This is a genomic window from Rhizobium sp. Leaf306 (genome assembly GCF_001423425.1).
In the GTDB taxonomy this organism is placed as follows: Bacteria; Pseudomonadota; Alphaproteobacteria; order Rhizobiales; family Rhizobiaceae; genus Neorhizobium; species Neorhizobium soli.
In genome coordinates, this window is record NZ_LMNX01000001.1 from 269,879 (window position 1) to 286,354 (window position 16,476).

The 16,476-nt window shown below is 60.6% G+C and carries 17 protein-coding genes; 6 read left to right on the forward strand and 11 right to left on the reverse strand.

What is annotated here, in order from left to right; translation table 11 throughout:
• The first annotated feature begins 8 nt into the window (after positions 1-8).
• From ASG19_RS01260 to ASG19_RS01270, 3 genes are read left to right on the forward strand one after another with little or no spacing between them, the layout of a single operon-like run.
• On the forward strand, positions 9-2,777 hold the full coding sequence (locus tag ASG19_RS01260) for a DUF2339 domain-containing protein (RefSeq protein WP_062453380.1): 2,769 nt from the start codon (positions 9-11) through the stop codon (positions 2,775-2,777).
• Positions 2,778-2,785: 8 nt separating this feature from the next.
• Positions 2,786-3,436 (forward strand): HD domain-containing protein, encoded by a 651-nt coding sequence (locus ASG19_RS01265; protein WP_062453381.1) that lies wholly within the window; start codon positions 2,786-2,788, stop codon positions 3,434-3,436.
• A gap of 9 nt (positions 3,437-3,445) precedes the next feature.
• Positions 3,446-4,291, forward strand: a complete 846-nt coding sequence (locus tag ASG19_RS01270; protein WP_062453382.1) for an MOSC N-terminal beta barrel domain-containing protein — start codon at positions 3,446-3,448, stop codon at positions 4,289-4,291.
• 63 nt (positions 4,292-4,354) lie between these two features.
• Here ASG19_RS01270 and ASG19_RS01275 read toward each other — a convergent pair whose 3' ends face one another.
• On the reverse strand, positions 4,355-4,606 hold the full coding sequence (locus ASG19_RS01275; RefSeq protein ID WP_139283842.1) for a hypothetical protein: 252 nt from the start codon (positions 4,604-4,606) through the stop codon (positions 4,355-4,357).
• Between the two features lie 278 nt (positions 4,607-4,884).
• Between ASG19_RS01275 and ASG19_RS01280 the strand changes: the two genes are divergently transcribed.
• Both ASG19_RS01280 and ASG19_RS01285 read left to right on the forward strand, forming a co-directional pair.
• Positions 4,885-5,784: a DMT family transporter gene (locus tag ASG19_RS01280; protein ID WP_062453384.1), complete on the forward strand. Its 900-nt coding sequence runs from the start codon at positions 4,885-4,887 to the stop codon at positions 5,782-5,784.
• 106 nt (positions 5,785-5,890) lie between these two features.
• Positions 5,891-7,117 (forward strand): MFS transporter, encoded by a 1,227-nt coding sequence (locus tag ASG19_RS01285; protein ID WP_062454751.1) that lies wholly within the window; start codon positions 5,891-5,893, stop codon positions 7,115-7,117.
• Here ASG19_RS01285 and recO read toward each other — a convergent pair.
• Complete coding sequence (gene recO / locus ASG19_RS01290) at positions 7,098-7,880, reverse strand: DNA repair protein RecO (RefSeq protein WP_062453385.1); 783 nt, start codon at positions 7,878-7,880, stop codon at positions 7,098-7,100. The two genes, ASG19_RS01285 and recO, sit on opposite strands and share 20 nt — an antisense overlap.
• A gap of 221 nt (positions 7,881-8,101) precedes the next feature.
• On the opposite strand from recO, the gene ASG19_RS01295 reads away from it, so the two are divergent.
• Positions 8,102-8,494 carry a hypothetical protein gene (locus ASG19_RS01295; RefSeq protein WP_062453386.1) on the forward strand — a complete coding sequence of 131 codons (393 nt, stop codon included), beginning with the start codon at positions 8,102-8,104 and terminating at the stop codon, positions 8,492-8,494.
• A gap of 10 nt (positions 8,495-8,504) precedes the next feature.
• Here the strand turns inward: ASG19_RS01295 and ASG19_RS01300 are convergent, their stop codons facing one another.
• The 9 genes from ASG19_RS01300 to ASG19_RS01335 form a co-directional block, all read right to left on the reverse strand.
• Positions 8,505-9,020 carry a PAS domain-containing protein gene (locus ASG19_RS01300; protein WP_062453387.1) on the reverse strand — a complete coding sequence of 172 codons (516 nt, stop codon included), beginning with the start codon at positions 9,018-9,020 and terminating at the stop codon, positions 8,505-8,507.
• A gap of 208 nt (positions 9,021-9,228) precedes the next feature.
• The gene (locus ASG19_RS01305; protein ID WP_062453388.1) at positions 9,229-9,744 is read right to left on the reverse strand and encodes a hypothetical protein; all 516 of its coding nucleotides are present in this window, start codon (positions 9,742-9,744) and stop codon (positions 9,229-9,231) included.
• 196 nt (positions 9,745-9,940) lie between these two features.
• Positions 9,941-10,936 (reverse strand): GTPase Era, encoded by a 996-nt coding sequence (gene era / locus ASG19_RS01310; RefSeq protein WP_244476106.1) that lies wholly within the window; start codon positions 10,934-10,936, stop codon positions 9,941-9,943.
• Between the two features lie 9 nt (positions 10,937-10,945).
• Positions 10,946-11,665, reverse strand: a complete 720-nt coding sequence (rnc, locus tag ASG19_RS01315; protein WP_062453389.1) for a ribonuclease III — start codon at positions 11,663-11,665, stop codon at positions 10,946-10,948.
• Positions 11,662-12,417: a signal peptidase I gene (gene lepB / locus ASG19_RS01320; protein WP_062454754.1), complete on the reverse strand. Its 756-nt coding sequence runs from the start codon at positions 12,415-12,417 to the stop codon at positions 11,662-11,664. Before lepB ends, rnc begins: the two co-directional genes overlap by 4 nt.
• A 200-nt stretch (positions 12,418-12,617) precedes the next feature.
• Complete coding sequence (gene acpS, locus ASG19_RS01325) at positions 12,618-13,025, reverse strand: holo-ACP synthase (RefSeq protein ID WP_062453390.1); 408 nt, start codon at positions 13,023-13,025, stop codon at positions 12,618-12,620.
• A gap of 15 nt (positions 13,026-13,040) precedes the next feature.
• Complete coding sequence (locus ASG19_RS01330) at positions 13,041-13,589, reverse strand: DUF2062 domain-containing protein (protein ID WP_162238113.1); 549 nt, start codon at positions 13,587-13,589, stop codon at positions 13,041-13,043.
• A 270-nt stretch (positions 13,590-13,859) separates the two neighbouring features.
• Complete coding sequence (locus ASG19_RS23365; protein WP_082471869.1) at positions 13,860-14,012, reverse strand: DUF3563 family protein; 153 nt, start codon at positions 14,010-14,012, stop codon at positions 13,860-13,862.
• Between the two features lie 158 nt (positions 14,013-14,170).
• A complete protein-coding gene (locus tag ASG19_RS01335) occupies positions 14,171-16,432 on the reverse strand; it encodes a bifunctional (p)ppGpp synthetase/guanosine-3',5'-bis(diphosphate) 3'-pyrophosphohydrolase (RefSeq protein ID WP_062453392.1) in 2,262 nt (753 codons plus the stop codon).
• Positions 16,433-16,476: the final 44 nt, after the last annotated feature.

Sequence of the window (16,476 nt, forward strand, 5' to 3'; positions counted from 1 at the left end):
GCTAGCATATGATCCTCCAGCTTCTGCTGATCGTTCTCATTCTCTCCCTCGTCGTCTCGCAGCGAAAGCTGTCGGGCCGGGTCGCTTCGCTGGAGAAAGAACTTGCGGATGTCCGGGCGCGCCTGCTGAGCGGCGTTCCCGTCACTTCCGAGGCGCTCGTGTCGCCCGAGACGGCGCTTGCCGAGATCCGCACCGAAGCCGCGGCTGAGATGGCCGCCGACACGGGCTTTGCAAAGGCTTCGGCAGAACCGTCGAAGACCGAAGTTCTGGCAGAGATCACGGCGCCCGAGGAGAGGACGTCCAATCAGGCAGCCGAAACACCTCCGCTCCCCGCGCCCGCTCCGCGCTTCCGCCGTGAAAATCTGGAAAGCTATCTTGGTGCTCGCTGGCCGGTCTGGGTGGGTGGCGTGGCACTCGCCTTTGGCGGCATCTTCCTTGTCCGCTATTCGATCGAAGCCGGTCTGCTCGGCCCCGGTGCCCGTCTGTCGCTGGCAGCGATGTTCGGCCTGGTGCTGATTGCCGCCGGCGAGCTGGTGCGCCGTCGGGCAATGCCCAAGATGTCGGAGCTCTACGCCAATGCGATGATCCCCGGTGCGCTGACGGCCGCCGGTAGCATCACGCTGCTGGGCGCGTCCTTCGCGGCCTACGCCTTTTACGATTTCATCGGCTCCGGCACCGCCTTCATGCTGATGGCCCTGATTTCGTTTGCAACAATAGGGCTGTCGCTGCTGCACGGGCAGACGCTGGCCGGGCTTGGCCTGCTCGGCTCGCTGATCACGCCGCTTCTGGTGACGACCGACGACCCGGACGTCAACGCGTTGTTCCTGTTTCTCGGCGTGAGCTGGCTGGCGTTGAACGCCGCCTCGCGCATCCGCCGCTGGACCGTGGTGCCGATGATCGCCAATTTCGGGATCGGCCTCTGGGTTCTCGCCTACACGTCACAATCGCTGCCGATCGACATGATGCCGCCTTCGCTGGTGCTGCTGATGATGATTGCCGGAACGATCCTCATCTGGCCCGGCCGCGTTTATACGCGCGGCTTGACAGGGAGCGGCGGCTGGCGGGCGCTGCTGAAGAGGCCACCGCTGCGGATCACCCTCTCGTTATCAGTCACGGTCGCGATTTCGGCGCTTGCCATGCTGGTCGCCACGCCTGGGGGCTCTCTTCATCCGCTGTTCGTCTTCGTCGCCCTGATCGGCGCGCTGGCCGCCGTCGGCAGCAGTCGCAGCTACGGGGTGTGGACGGTCGTGGTTGCAGCGCTCGCCGCGCTTGCCGGTATCGCGACCGTTGCGTCGACATTGCTCGCCTATGTGATGCCCGAACCGGTGACCGGCACAACCGCGCCTGTCGTTGCCGCTTTCGGCCACGAGATTGCAGGCTTCCTGCTCCTCGGCGGCATCTTCACGCTGCTCGGGGCCGGGTTCCTCAGGCGCTTCCGGCATGAGGAACCGACGTTTTCGGTACTCTGGTCCTTTATGATGGGGGCAATGCCGGTCACGATCGGGTTCATCTCGTTTCTGAACTTCGGCAATTTTTTCCGCGACTGGACGCACGGCCTCTACGGCATCGGCATCGGACTTGCGATGCTCGCGGTGGCGGAGTGGCTGTTTCGCGGACGTGATGAAAGCGATGGCGACGGCATCGATTGGCCGGCAAATATCGCCGTGCTCGGCTCCTTCGCGGGCTTCACGCTGGCACTGCACGCGCTCACCAACGGCATCGTCACGACGATCCTTCTCTCCGGTCTCGGCTTTGCCTATCTGATGGCGATGCGAGTGCGGACATGGGCTGCCCTGCCCTGGATGATGGCGGCGGCAATCGCGATCGTGTTCGGTCGCATCGCCTGGCAGCCGACGCTAGTCGGGCCGGACAGTCTCGGCACGACGCCGTTCTTCAATGCGCTGCTGCCGGGCTACGGTATTCCGACCCTGCTCGCGATTGTAGCAGCCTGGATGCTGCGCAATTCACCCGATGTCCGTGTCCGCAACGTTTTGCAGGGACTGGCATCGCTTGCAGCCCTGCTGACACTTGCCGTGCTGATACGCCACGCGATGAATGGCGGCGTGCTCGATGCCCGCACGCCGACGCTTGGCGAGCAGTCGATCTACACGCTCTTGACGATCGGCTTCTCCGGCATTCTGATGACGCTCGACCTGAAAAGCCCGAGCCCGGTCTTCCGCTACGGCTCGATGATCGCCGGCGCGATCGCGACGGTGAACGTGCTCTCGGCGCATGTGTTTGCGCTCAATCCGTTCTTTTCAGGCGAAAGCACGGGCTCCTGGCCCGTCCTCAACCTTCTGCTGCTCGGTTATCTTCTCCCGGCGCTCGCCTATGGACTGACCTCGTACTTGGCTCGCGGCCGGCGGCCAGCGCCCTATGTGGCAATGCTCGCCGTCTCGGGCGCCCTGCTCGGCTTTCTCTGGGCGACGCTTTCGGTTCGACGCTTTTTCCAGGGCCAGAATATTGCCCAGTGGAAGGGCTTTCTCGCTTCCGAAACCTATGCGTATTCTGTCGTCTGGCTCCTGATCGGCATCGGCCTTCTGGTAGCGGGCTCGAAATGGAACGCCAAGAGCCTGCGGCTTGCTTCTGCAGTGCTGGTGCTGGTGTCCGTGGCGAAGGTTTTCCTGATCGATATGGCCAATCTCGAAGGCATTATGCGGGCCCTGTCCTTCATCGGGCTGGGGGCAGTTCTGATCGGAATCGGGCTTTTCTATCAACGGATTCTGGTCAACAAGAGCGACACATCTAAGACAGACGATTCTCACGAACCCTCGTAGAAACCAGCATGACCGCGTCACTCGCAGAATCCTTTTCGCCCCACCAGGATCTGGCTAGAAGCCTCATTCCGCATGCCAGTGCTGGCGACGATGGAAGCCACGATCTGGCTCACATCGCCCGCGTCTTCAAAAACGCGATGCGCATTCATCAACACGAAGGCGGCGACGGGCGGGTGCTGGCAGCCGCGGTGCTGCTGCATGACTGCGTTGCGGTGGAAAAGAACTCGCCGCTGCGCAACCAGGCATCTCGTCTTGCCGCGGAAAAGGCGGCGGGCATTTTGGGCGAGATGGGCTGGAGCGAGACCGATATCGATGCGGTTTCCCACGCCATCCTCACCCACAGTTTTTCGGCAAACCTCGAGCCGCAGACGATCGAGGCGAAGATCCTGCAGGATGCGGACCGGCTCGATGCAATCGGCATGATCGGTGCGGCACGCTGTTTCTACATTGCCGGGCGGATGGGTTCGGCGCTTTACGATCCGGCCGATCCGCTCGCCAAGCATCGACCGCTGGACGACAGGACGTTTGCAATTGATCATTTCGAGACGAAGCTGTTCAAGCTCGCCGACGGCTTCAAGACGCAGGCCGGCAGGCAGGCGGCAAACGAACGACACCAGCGTCTGAAAAGTGTTCTCGACCTCTTTCTCGATGAAATTTGAGGAAAACCCATGCATGTCAGCGAGATCAACTACTACCCCTTGAAGAGCGGCCGCGGCATTTCGCTCACTGAGACGCAGATGACGTCCACGGGCATACCCGGCGATCGCAGCTTGATGCTGGTCGATACCAGGGGGCATTTCGTCAACCAGCGCGATCTTCCAGAAATGGCGCAGCTGCAGGTCCTGCCCGACACGGACGGGTTCCGGTTTTCGATGGAGAGCAAGGGTGAGATCACCGTCACCCGGCCGCCGGGCTACCGGCGTACCGATGTGGTCGTTTGGAATTCGATCGTCAGCGCCGCGCTGGCCGACAAGGATGTCAACACGACCCTTTGCGACTGGCTGGGCTGCGACGTGCGGCTTGTTTTCTTCGATGAACGTTCGAAGCGGACCGCAAGCGACGACTGGGCAGGACCCGATACGCCTGTCACATTTGCCGACGGATACCAGGTCCTGGTCACGACCACCGGCTCGCTCGAGGCGATCAATGCCGACATGGAGAAGCATGGAGAAGGCGCCGTCGGGATGGACCGGTTCCGCGCCAACGTCGTCATCGACGACGGGGACGCCTTTGGCGATGACCATTGGGAGGCGATCGAGATCGGCGGCCTTCGTCTCGATCTCGTCAAACCCTGCGCCCGCTGCATCATGATCACCCAGGATCAGGTGACCGGTTCACGGGATGTCGCCAACCCGATGCCGGCACTCGGTCGCCTGCGCATGTCGGCCGACCGGCGTGTTCCCGGCCCGCTGTTCGGATGGAACGCCGTGCCGCGCGGCAGCGGCATGATCGCAATTGGTGACGACGTGAAAGTGGTCTCAACACGCGGCGCGTGGGCCATCAAGCAGCGGTAAAGAACAGCGGCCATGTTGTTGTCTGGCCGCGTCCCCTTACCGGACTTGAGAACTGTCGTGAGCTTACCGCGCCAGGCGCATTGCCTGGCCCTGGCAATCCAGCACCTCGTCGATGGCGTGACCAATCTTTTCGATCAGTTCCTGCAGGTTCGGGTTTTCCGGATCGAGAAAATCGCCAACGAAGGCGACAACATTATCCGCCGTCAAAGGAAAACCGCTGATGCTACACTTCAGGATTGCCTGGTTTGCAATCGTGGTCGCGGTGATGCGCTCCAGAAATTCGTTTCGCTGGTCTTCCGTCATCCCAGTGAGCATCGTTTCTCCTGATTTGCTTGCCCAAGTCTAACTCAACCTTGAGAACATATGTTCCAGTCGCCAGTACGGGGAAGACCTCAAGTGCAGGTCTCCAGAACTATTTGCAGTTTCTCATATACCTTTTTCGGGTCTGAAGGTTCCCTCTGACGGCACCGCATGGCAGACATGTCCAATCGGCGTTTGTTGACAAAGGTCAAAACCGGTCAAGAACACCGATCTCACAAACGTAGGGCGTCACGGCGGCGCTTGCGCGCTCCGCACTGGAATCGATCACCATCATGACATCTCGGTCTACGGGACTTCTCTTCGCGTTGACTGCTGTCATTATCTTCGCGGTTCAGGACGGCATCTCGAAACACCTGGGCGGCGCCTATCCTCCCATTTTCGTGGCGATGATCCGCTACTGGGCCTTCGCAGGTTTCGTGCTCATCGTGGCCGGTCGCTCGTCCGGCGGTGTCAAAGGTGCAGCGTCCGCGAACAGGTTGTGGCTGCAGATTGCCCGCGGGGTCATTCTGGTTTTCCAGATCGCGCTGTCGATCTTCTCCTTTGCCGAGGTCGGTCTTGCGGCCACCCATACGATCTTTGCGGCGACGCCGCTGCTCGTTGCCTGCCTTTCGGTGCCCTTGCTTGGCGAGAAGGTCGGCTGGCGGCGGTGGACCGCGATCGGCGTCGGCTTTGCCGGCATCCTGATGATCATCAATCCGCTGCATGCGACATTCGATTTCCGGATCGTCATCCCGCTGATCGGCACCACGATGTTTGCGCTCTACTCGGTGCTGACCCGGCTCGCGAGCCGCACCGACACGGCCGATACCGCGTTTTTCTACACGGGTATTGCCGGTGCTGCGGCGATCACGCTGGTCGGTCCGTTTTACTGGTCGCACATCACGCTTTCCGACTGGTTCTGGATGTTGACGCTTTGCGTTACCGGCATGACCGGGCACTATCTGCTGATCCGCGCCTACTCGCTCGTCGACGCCGTCGCGGTACAGCCGATGTTCTACGTACAGTCGGTGCTCGTCTGCCTGATCGGTGTGATGCTGTTTGGCGAGATGATGACCATCAACATGGTGGCCGGGTGTGCGATCGTCATTAGCGCCGGCGCCTTCACGCTCTGGCGCGAATCGCGGCTTGGCAAAGTCCCACCGCCCCCGATCGAGCCGCCCGGCGCGCTGTAGAAAAGGCTTTGTCGCATCAGCTGTTGTGATGCATCGCGTCAGGAAAAGTCGTTTCCCATTTCACACCTGCGCGGCTATGGATAATGCCTCAATTCAGGAGGCAAGCATGTCCAACCCCGCGCGCGCATCGATGCCCTGGCTGATCATCACGGCCGGTGCCTTGGTTGCGATGCTGACCTTCGGCCCGCGTTCGGCAATGGGCTTCTTCCAACTGCCGATGTTGTCCGATCGGGGCTGGGATCGCACCACGTTCGGGCTCGCGATGGCGATCCAGAACCTCGCCTGGGGCCTTGGCCAGCCGATCTTCGGAGCGATAGCGGACAAATACGGTACCGGCCGCGTGCTCGCCCTGTCCGGTCTCCTCTATGCGGGCGGACTGTTTCTGATGTCGTCCGCGCAATCAATTCCGATGCTGCACCTGTCGGGCGGCCTGATGGTGGGGCTTGCCGTCGGCGCCGGTTCGTTCGGCACGATCCTGTCAGCCTTTGCCCGCAACGTGACGCCCGAACAGCGCTCCTTCGCGTTCGGGATCGGCACTGCCGCCGGCTCCGCCGGGATGTTTCTGTTTGCGCCGCTCAGCCAGGCGCTGATCACGGCCTACGGCTGGTCGGACAGTCTGATGATCATGTCGGCGATGATGCTTGCTGTTCCGCTGCTTGCCATCCCGCTCCGTGGCAACGCGAGCTCCGGCACGCAGAACCAGACGGAGTTCAAGCAGACCGCGGCGCAGGCACTGCGGGAAGCCTTCGGGCACAAGTCGTACCTGTTGCTGACCTCGGGTTTTTTCGTCTGCGGTTTTCAGGTAGCTTTCATCACCGCGCATTTTCCGGCCTATCTTCGCGATATCGGCATCGAGGCTCGGTATGCGGTGATCGCCATGGCCCTGATCGGTTTCTTCAACATCATCGGCTCGCTTGGCGCCGGCGTGCTCGGGCAGCGCTACTCGAAACCCTATCTGCTCGCCTATATCTATATCGGCCGCTCGATCGCCGTCACGGCCTTCCTGCTTTTGCCGCAGTCTCCGACCTCGGTCATCATCTTTGCCGCCGTGATGGGTCTCTTGTGGCTGTCCACGGTGCCGCCGACCAACGGACTGGTGGCGATCATGTTCGGCACGCGGCATCTGGGCCTGCTTGGCGGTTTCGTGTTCCTGTCGCACCAAGTGGGGTCGTTCCTCGGCGTCTGGATGGGCGGCGCGCTTTACGACAGGCTCGGTTCCTATGACATGGTCTGGTGGTTCGGCGTCGTGTTCGGCCTGTTTGCCGCGGCCGTACACTGGCCCATTCGCGAAAAGACGGTGAACCGACAACCGGTCATGCAGCCGGCGGAATGATACCTGATCCTTGCGGCGTCTGATCGTCAGGGGCTTTCGACAGCGCCTTCAGCGCCGCCTGAACGAACCCGTCGCGGGCGGTACTCTGGGTCATTCCGCGCGGTTCATAGACATGCCGGGATAGGAAATGGCCGGTCAGACGGAAGGCCGCGGCCATGCCGTCGCGGTCGGCAGTCCTGGATGCCCCCTCTCCCAGAAAATCCGGCAGGGCCAGCATGCGGTCCGCATAGGGAGCGCCGGCATCGCGGCTCACGGCGCGACCGGACTTCGGCGACACATAGACAAGATCGCTGCGTGAGCCGGTCGCCGCACATTTCGAAAGATCCAGTCCGAAACCAAGATCGTTCAGCACCGCGAGTTCGAACCGGACGAAGAGTTCGCCCGCATCGGACGGATCATCCATCGCATCGAGAATGATATCGAGGGCCTCGAACAGGTGCGGATGCGGATCACGCTCGGGAAGCAGCCGAAGCAAAGCCCCCATCGCCTGGACACCGTAGACCGCCGTTGCGGTTTCCATCAGCTTTGCTGCACGCAGTTGCAGCGGTTCGAGCTTGAATTCGCCGAGATGCTCGTCGAGACGCGCGCGCCAGACCACCTCCACGCGGTTTCCCGGCTGCAGCACCGGTTGCATCGAGCGCGAGCGGCCGGACCGGACGATGCCGAGATGGCGGCCGCGTTCGCGCGTCATCAGTTCGGCGATGACACTCGTCTCGCCGTGGCGTTTCACGCCGATGATGATTGCCTCGTCCTGCCACTGCATCGATAGGTGAACTTCCTGTCTGCGTTGATCAGTTCTACCGTATAACCTCTTGGGACTGAATCGGTTTCTGCGTCTTTCCGGCACGGTTTGCGGGCTCTGTCGGTATCTAGGTGTGGCTGTCGCGCCTCCCTCGATTTATCTCTCGACCGGGCTGGAACAAATTGCCTTCGCCGCGGATTTCTCCGCCGAACAGCCAAGAGCAATACGCTGCCGGAGATCACATGAAAAACGCCCTGCTCGCTACCGCTATCATTGCCGCGATGCCCTTTGGCCTCGCCTTGCCAACGCCTGCGGCCGCACAGTCGCCGCAGCTTGAACAGGCTTGCGTCGCGGTTGCCAAGAACTTCCTGCTCATTCCAGACGTCAAGACCGGCATTGTGCAGTCCTTCCCGGAACTCGATCCGCCGGGCGCACGTCTCACCTATTCGACCCGCCAGGACGCCAAGCCGACCGATTTCACCAACGAGATCGATTGCGAGTTCGGCAAGGGTGGACCTCCCTTCACGCTGCTGCGCTTCTGCATCTCGAAGACATGCTACGGCCCGGGTGAGCAGGAACCCGAAAATCGTCGTCGCTTCGAAGAGGTTAAGGCGCTGATGGAGCGCAAGAAGTAAGATCTCCGTCTCAGCCGAGATCCGGCGTCAGCATGTTGAGTGCTGAAGACAGATATCGCGCGGCCAGAGCATGGCCGCGCGCTGAAGCGAGATCCAGCGCTGCCCGGCAGTGGCTCTCGAGCGGATCACTGATCTGAATCGGTTCGGCGAGAGCTGGCTGCACGATGACAGTGCCGCTGTAGATCGAAGGCAGTCCATCGACATCGCGCAGACAGCGTCCGTTCGCGCGAACACTAACCTTACGGCCATCCGGATGGGTCAGGCTGTATTCGGCATTGTAGGCTGCACCATCGACGATCGCCATGTGGATAGCCTTGGCCACACGCTGCTTGTCGCCTTCGTCGATGTAGCGCACCAGGACGTCGATCGGCATTCCGATCGACAGGTCCTCAATCGAGAGACCAAACACATGGGCGATGACCTCGTCACCATAGACGCGGTTTTCTGCAACATTCCAGCTGTAGAACCCCACCGCGTTGATGAAATCTTGATCCGCTTCGTCAGAAGCGATCGTTCTGCGTGCCATGTCCGCTCCCTATGCCAATACGACGCGTAGTTGTACCATCACCATCGCGTTAGCAATCGCGTACATTGATAGATGACAAGTTGCTACGGGGTTCTACGTAACGAATCACGAGCGACCTTTGGCTGACAGGAATGTCCAAGGGAGCGATTCTGCAGCCATCGTGCACGACCGGAGGATGCAGACGCAATTTGCCCGAACCATGGATGCTTTACGCTTTTTTGCCGCCATCCAGCACGTTGAGTGCGGAGGACAGGTAGCGGGCCGCAAGCGCGTGGCGGCGGCTGTTGGCGATTTTCAAAGCCTCGAGACAATGGGTCTTGAGTGGATCGCCAGAATGAGCACCACTGCCCACTTCGACAGCGGTAACGGAACCTGTGTAGATCGACGGCAGGCCGAGCTTGTCGCGAAGGCATCGTCCCTGCCCTGTCACCGTGACGCGGCGACCGTCCACATGGGTGATCCCATAACTCTGGTGGCACTTTTTGCCAGAAATGATGGACTCGTGCAGGGCTTTTGCGACGCGCTGCTTGTCGCCATCGTCGACGTTGACGATGACCTGTTCGATCGGCGCGCCGCTCTCGAGGTCCCTGTAGGGGACCCCGTAGATGAATGCGAAGACCTGATCGCCGTAGACCTTGTTCTCCTGAACGTTCCAGCTGAAGAACCCAACCGCATCGCTGAGATCCATACCACTGAAGGCATCAAAACGTCTTATATCGCTCATGCCTGGCACCACCTCCACGATTTGCCGAGATCGCCTCAGTCCTTCAATACAACCAGCGTAACCCGTCGGCGTATTTTAGGAAATAACAATTAAGCATTTCCGAATTTACTAACATTCGAAATTACACAGCAGTTCCTTCTCCCGATATCAAGCTAACGCATCGGAAGGAGTCGGCAAGCCAAAAACGGTCAAACATTCAGTTTTTCGGGAATTCCAGGCCCATTTCGCGGAAACGTTGTGGATCGTCTCCCCAATTTTCCCTGACCTTCACAAAAAGGAACAGGTGAACGGGCTGTTCAAGGATCTCGGTCAGTTCCTTGCGCGACGCTGTCGAAATTGCCTTGATGGCGTCGCCGTTCTTGCCGAGAGCGATCTTCTTCTGGCTTTCGCGCTCGACATAGATGACCTGTTCGATCCTGACGGAACCATCCTTGCGCTCTTCCCACTTCTCAGTCTCGACATGCGAGGCGTAGGGAAGCTCTTGGTGGAGCCTGAGAAAGAGCTTCTCGCGGGTGATTTCGGCAGCAAGCTGGCGCATCGGCAGATCGGAAATCTGATCCTCCGGATAGTACCAGGGGCCTTCCGGCAGGGTCGTGGAGAAATAGTCCATCAGATCGTCGCAACCCGAACCGGTCGTCGCCGAGATCATGAAGGTGCGCACGAAGTCGATCTTTTCGTTGGCCGCAGCAGCAAGCGCCAGAAGATCCTCGCGCTTGACCTGATCGATCTTGTTCAGAAGCAGCAGTTTCGGCTGATGCACATCCTTCAGACCCTCGAGGATCGCGTCGGCATCGCCGCGCAGGCCGCGTTCGCTGTCAATCAGCAGCGCGATCATGTCGGCATCCTTGGCGCCGCCCCAGGCGGTGGTCACCATGGCGCGGTCCAGCCTGCGGCGCGGCTTGAAGATGCCGGGGGTATCCATGAAGACGATCTGGGCGTTGTTGTGGATCGCGATGCCCCGAACGATGGCGCGGGTTGTCTGCACCTTGTGGCTGACGATCGACACCTTGGCGCCGACGAGACGGTTGACCAGCGTCGACTTGCCGGCATTGGTCGCGCCGATCAGCGCCACGAAACCGGAATGGGTCGGACCGGCTTCAGCCAGTTCCGCCGCCGCCTTGTCGGACGAGGTTTCCGGCTGAACGGCGTTTACGTCTTCGTCTCTGCCTTCGATGGTGTTGTCTTCGATCATGATGTCCAATCAGTCTTCAGCAGAGGTCTTCTGCCAGACGCCTTCGCGTTCGAGTATCCTGGTGGCAGCCACCTGTTCGGCTGCACGTTTCGACCGGTCGGCGCCCGTTTCGGGCGAAACACCGGGAATCTCGACCGTCACGGTAAAGCGCGGGTCGTGATCCGGGCCGGAGCGGTCGTCAATGCGGTAGGACGGGGTCACACCGAATTTGGCATGTGCCCATTCCTGCAATTCCGTCTTGGCGTCGCGGCGGGCGCCATCGGCGCGGGTCGCACGCGCCTTCCAATGACGCAGAATGAAACCGCGGGCAGCTTCCAGTCCGCCATCCAGATAAAGGGCGGCAATCAAGCTCTCCACCACATCGGCGCGGACGTTCATCATCCGCTTGCCGGTGATCTTCTTGACGTCGGCGCCGGTTCGGATGAAACGGTGCAGTTCCATCTCGTCTGCAACAATGGCACAGCTTTCGGCGCTGACCAACTGATTAAGGCGCACAGACAGCTCACCTTCCGGTGCGGACCGGAAGGTGGTGAACAGAAGTTCGGCAACGCAGAGCCCGAGCACACGGTCGCCCAGAAACTCCAGACGCTCGTAATTGGCATCCTTGGCAAGACCGACGCTGGCATGGGTCAGCGCCCGGTCAAGCCACTGCTTCTCGGAAAAGACATGGCCGATTATCGTCTCGAGACGGCCGCGTTCTTCTTCCGAGAGTGAGAGCGGTTTCATCAATGAACGCCCTTGAAGAGACGGTCCCAACGCATGTTGGACGGCCATTTCCAAATCTCGCGGAAGGACGTGTCGTTGCCGAGCGAGAAGAAGATGACGCTGGCGCGACCGACGAGGTTTTCGGCAGGAACCATGCCCGGACCTTCATCGAAGCGGCTGTCGAGCGAGTTGTCGCGGTTGTCGCCCATGAAGAAGTAGTGTTCGGCCGGCACGACGAACTCGCGGGTGTTGTCGCCGCGCGAGCTTGGGGACTGGTCGAGCGTGTCAAAGGTCACGCCGTTGTCGAGCGTCTCGCGGAAGACTGGAACGTTGGTGCCGGGATCGGAGCGGTAGTCGGATGTGAAAGCGCCGTCGCCCTGCTTGGGTACAGCGGTTCCGTTGACGAAGAGCACGCCGTCGCGAACCTGGATGCGGTCACCGGGAAGGCCGATCAGGCGCTTGATGTAATCGATCTCGGGCTGCTGCGGCAGGCGGAACACGATCACGTCGCCGCGCTTCGGCTCGCTGAACTGAAGGACACGGCCTTCAAACAGGTCCGGCGAAAACGGCATCGAATATTTTGAGAACCCGTAGGCGAACTTGTTGACGAAGATATAGTCGCCGACCAGGAGCGTCGGCATCATCGAGCCGGACGGAATCGTGAAGGGCTGGAACAGGACGGTGCGGATCACCATAGCCAGCAGCAAGGCCTGGATGATGACCTTGATGTTTTCCCAAAGGGCATTCTGCGGCTTCGTCTCGGCGTTATCGGACACGTATTTCAATCTCTCTCTTCACGGCGGATGGCTACCTGTGTGAAACGTGCCGCAATCTTCGAGAGATCACGCCCGCCGTTCAGGTCATTCCTGCGTGGCACCTTGTAGCTACAAAACCGCTGCGCGCTTTTGCGGGACATGCTTTAGCGTCTTCACAGAGCGGCGGCAATGGGCCACCGCTTCGCCAAATTCGGGTACGCTCATGGAGCGGCCACCGGTCGCGCCTCAATGATCACGAAGGCCTGCGCATAGGGATACTCGTCGGTGATCGTGACGTGGATGAAAGGCTCCTGACCGGCGGGCATCAGTTCCGCCAGCCGCTCACCCGCGCCACCCGTCAACACCATGGTCGGCTTGCCGCCCGGCAGGTTGACAACGCCCATGTCTTTCCAGAACACGCCGTTTGCAAGGCCGGTGCCGAGAGCCTTGGAGCAGGCTTCCTTGGCGGCGAACCGCTTGGCATAGGATTCTGCGCGGTTCTTCCGACGATCGGACTTCGCGCGCTCGATATCGGTGAAACAACGATGGGTGAACCGTTCCCCGAAACGTTCGATGGATTTTTCAACTCGACGGATGTCGATGAGGTCACTGCCCATGCCGATAATCATCAAAGTCCCTCTTTCTCAAGCATCGACTGACTTGCGGTCTGCCGGCTGCGCCGTCAAGTTCCCCGGCTGATATTCCCGCTCATAGGCCTGCTGATATTCGCTGCGGCGGGCAAGGCGACGCTCCGTCTGGCTGTTGCGAAAACTGCGGATTCCGAAATAGGTCGCGACATAGACAAGCAGTCCGCAGAACAGTCCGGGAGGCAGCGAGCCGATCAGCATCGGCTCCAGGATCGGGTCCCAGAGTTCCGATAGCTTGAGCTGGGAAAACAGCGCCGCTAGATCGACCGGCCGCGCTTCGCCGCCGCCAGCGCGGCCAAGGATGAACTGGCCGATTTCCCACGTAAGGGGCCAGATGATGGGACAAGTAACGGGATTGGCGAAAGCCGTGCCAAGCGCCGCAGCGACCATGCTGCCGCCCAGCACCCAGGCAAAGGGGATAGCAAAAAGGATGTGGAAGCCGAGAAAGGGTGTCCAGGCGCTGACCATGCCGATCGCAAGACCGGCAGCAACCGCATGCGGCGAACCGCCGATGCGCAAGATCTTGAGCCGGTAATATCCGAGCACACGGCGGAACCCCTTCGGAGGGAATATTGCGCGATGCAGCTTTTCTCGGAAAGTCGGGGCTTTGCGGCGCCGAAAGGGCATGAAGCAGCTTCTTTCTGGTTCGGTCCGGTCAAGGATCCGAGAACCATCATCTCAGTTCGGAAACGGTCTTCGTAGCGGAAGCCCAAGATGATGGCGAAAATTGGCCGCTGGCATCGGGCCGCTTCGCGCACGGCCCCCGGATAGATCTACTGCACGACAGACGGCCGAGCCGCTGCCATGTCATTGAATTCAGATGGACTTGCGGAACATGCCACGGTCGATCTGGCGAACGCGGTGCTCGAGATCGAAGCGATCGCAGGCTTCATTGAGGTATGCCATTTCGCGTTCCTGGACGGAAGGACCGCGCAGGACGCGGGCGAACTTGCGGACGGAGGTAAACATTCGACGTCTCTTTCGGTAAATGTTGCGGTGCAGCAGATATAGGCTGAACCAGCGGGCTTTACCAACGCAAGGGTTACCTCCCAGCCCTGCATTGAATGCATACCCGTTCCAGGGGAGCGCACTCAAAACAGGCAGTCCGCGTCGACTGTCGGCTAGGGTTAGTCGTAGACACGCTTCAGGTTGGAAACGCAGTCCAGTTCCTTCAGCTGCGTCAGGAGCTGATTGAGCTGGCGCACGTCCCAGACTTCGACTTCCATGGCGATCTCGGAGAAATCGGCGGCGCGATTGCTGGCCATCGACAAGGATCGGATGTTGATGTCGAGACCGCCGATTGTCTTCGCGACCGTCGCAAGGGTGCCTGGCTCGTTGATCGTGTTGACGTCGATACGGGCCAGAAAACGCGACTTGTTGGCCTCGTCGAGATCCCAGCGCACATCGATCCAGCGCTCCGGTTCCTCATCGAAGTGCTGCAGGATCGGGGCCTGGATCGGATAGATGGTGATCGCCTCGCCCTTGTCCATGATCCCGACGATACGGTCTCCGGGCACGGCGCCGCTCGGTGCGAAACGCACCTGCATATTGCCGGCAAGACCGCGGATCGGAACCGGTTCCGGGCTCAACGCCACGACATCGCCGGCATTGACGGCCGCCTGGGAGTCCTCCAGCGGTGCCTTTGGCTGGTTCGGCAGCTTGAACATCATGCCGGACGCGCTGCGCATGTTGAACCAGCCGTCATCGGCCGATGGCTTCACGGTAACGCGTTCGTCCTTGAAATCAGGGAAGACGGCGCGCAGCACGTCGAGCGACGACAGCTCCCCTCGCCCGACGGCAGCGATCGCATCCTCGACATCCTTGTGGGCAAGCCGATGAAGAGCAGGCTTCAGCGCCTCGCGGGTAAAGGTCTTTGCGGCGCGATCGAAGGTACGCTCCAGGATACGGTAGCCGAGGCCAGCATACTGTTTGCGGATCGCCATGCGGGTGGCGCGGCGGATGGCCGAGCGGGCCTTGCCGGTGACGACGATTTCTTCCCAGGCGGCCGGCGGAACCTGCACGCCCGAGCGGATGATCTCCACCTCGTCACCGTTGTTCAGCCGGGTGACAAGCGGCATGATACGGCCGTTGATCTTGGCGCCAACCGTGGTGTCGCCGATATTGGTATGAACCGCATAGGCAAAGTCGATCGGCGTGGCACCGCGCGGCAGCGCGATCAGCTTGCCCTTGGGCGTGAAGCAGAAGACCTGATCCTGGAACAGTTCGAGCTTGGTATGCTCCAGAAATTCTTCCGGATTGTCGCCTTCGGCAAGCGACTCGATCGTATGGCGCAGCCAGGAATAGGCGCTCGATTCCTTGGGCAGAAGATCGTCGCCCTTGGCACCACCCGACTGGCCGTCCTTATAGAGCGCATGCGCGGCGATCCCGTATTCGGCAATCTCCTGCATCATCTCGGTACGGATCTGCAATTCGATACGCTGCCTGGACGGGCCGACGATCGTCGAGTGGATCGAGCGATAGTCGTTCTGCTTCGGGTTGGAGATGTAGTCCTTGAAGCGGCCCGGCACGACGCGCCAGCGGGTATGAACGATGCCGAGCGCCTTGTAGCAGCAGGCGACGTCGTCGACGACGATGCGGAAACCGTAGAGGTCGGAAAGCTGCTCGAAGGACAGCGACTTCGACTGCATCTTGCGGAAGATGGAATAGGGCTTCTTCTGGCGTCCCTTGACCGCGGCGTCCGGCAGGCCGTTGGCGACGAGAAGATCGCGCAACTCGTCCTCGATCTTCTTGATCAGCCCTTCGTTGCGGGCCGAAAGATCGGCCAGCCGCTGGGTGACCGTCGCATAGGCTTCCGGGTTGATGTAGCGGAAGGACAGGTCCTCGAGCTCGTCGCGCATGTCCTGCATGCCCATGCGGCCGGCAAGCGGCGCATAGATATCCATCGTCTCTTCGGAAATGCGGGCCTTCTGCTCGGCCTTCATATGGTCGAGCGTGCGCATGTTGTGCAGCCGGTCGGCAAGCTTGACCAGCAGCACGCGCACGTCGTCTGAGATCGCCAGCAGCAGCTTGCGCAGGTTTTCGGCCTGCTTGGCCTTTTTCGATACGAGATCGAGACGCTTGAGCTTGGTCAGGCCTTCGACGAGACGACCGATATCCTCGCCGAACAGCTCGTCGATCTCGGCGCGGGTCGCTGTCGTATCCTCAATCGTATCGTGCAGCAACGCGACGGCGATCGTCGACTCGTCGAGATGCATGTCGGTGAGGATGGCAGCCACTTCGAGCGGATGCGAGATATAGGGATCGCCAGAGGCGCGTTTTTGCTGGCCATGCTTTTGCATGGCGTAGACATAGGCCTTGTTGAGAAGAGCTTCGTTGGCCTCGGGCTTGTACTTCTGTACCCGCTCAACAAGCTCGTACTGCCTCATCATCCCGTGAAATGCCCTCGATACCGGGTCCAACAAAATAAAAATGG

What these genes read in the sequence shown, in the direction of transcription:
- ASG19_RS01260 (WP_062453380.1), top strand. Translation starts at nt 9, where the DNA reads ATGATCCTCCAGCTTCTGCTGATCGTTCTCATTCTCTCCCTCGTCGTC.
- ASG19_RS01265 (WP_062453381.1), top strand. Translation starts at nt 2,786, where the DNA reads ATGACCGCGTCACTCGCAGAATCCTTTTCGCCCCACCAGGATCTGGCT.
- ASG19_RS01270 (WP_062453382.1), top strand. Translation starts at nt 3,446, where the DNA reads ATGCATGTCAGCGAGATCAACTACTACCCCTTGAAGAGCGGCCGCGGC.
- ASG19_RS01275 (WP_139283842.1), bottom strand. Translation starts at nt 4,606, where the DNA reads ATGCTCACTGGGATGACGGAAGACCAGCGAAACGAATTTCTGGAGCGC.
- ASG19_RS01280 (WP_062453384.1), top strand. Translation starts at nt 4,885, where the DNA reads ATGACATCTCGGTCTACGGGACTTCTCTTCGCGTTGACTGCTGTCATT.
- ASG19_RS01285 (WP_062454751.1), top strand. Translation starts at nt 5,891, where the DNA reads ATGTCCAACCCCGCGCGCGCATCGATGCCCTGGCTGATCATCACGGCC.
- recO (WP_062453385.1), bottom strand. Translation starts at nt 7,880, where the DNA reads ATGCAGTGGCAGGACGAGGCAATCATCATCGGCGTGAAACGCCACGGC.
- ASG19_RS01295 (WP_062453386.1), top strand. Translation starts at nt 8,102, where the DNA reads ATGAAAAACGCCCTGCTCGCTACCGCTATCATTGCCGCGATGCCCTTT.
- ASG19_RS01300 (WP_062453387.1), bottom strand. Translation starts at nt 9,020, where the DNA reads ATGGCACGCAGAACGATCGCTTCTGACGAAGCGGATCAAGATTTCATC.
- ASG19_RS01305 (WP_062453388.1), bottom strand. Translation starts at nt 9,744, where the DNA reads ATGAGCGATATAAGACGTTTTGATGCCTTCAGTGGTATGGATCTCAGC.
- era (WP_244476106.1), bottom strand. Translation starts at nt 10,936, where the DNA reads ATGATCGAAGACAACACCATCGAAGGCAGAGACGAAGACGTAAACGCC.
- acpS (WP_062453390.1), bottom strand. Translation starts at nt 13,025, where the DNA reads ATGATTATCGGCATGGGCAGTGACCTCATCGACATCCGTCGAGTTGAA.
- ASG19_RS23365 (WP_082471869.1), bottom strand. Translation starts at nt 14,012, where the DNA reads ATGTTTACCTCCGTCCGCAAGTTCGCCCGCGTCCTGCGCGGTCCTTCC.
- ASG19_RS01335 (WP_062453392.1), bottom strand. Translation starts at nt 16,432, where the DNA reads ATGATGAGGCAGTACGAGCTTGTTGAGCGGGTACAGAAGTACAAGCCC.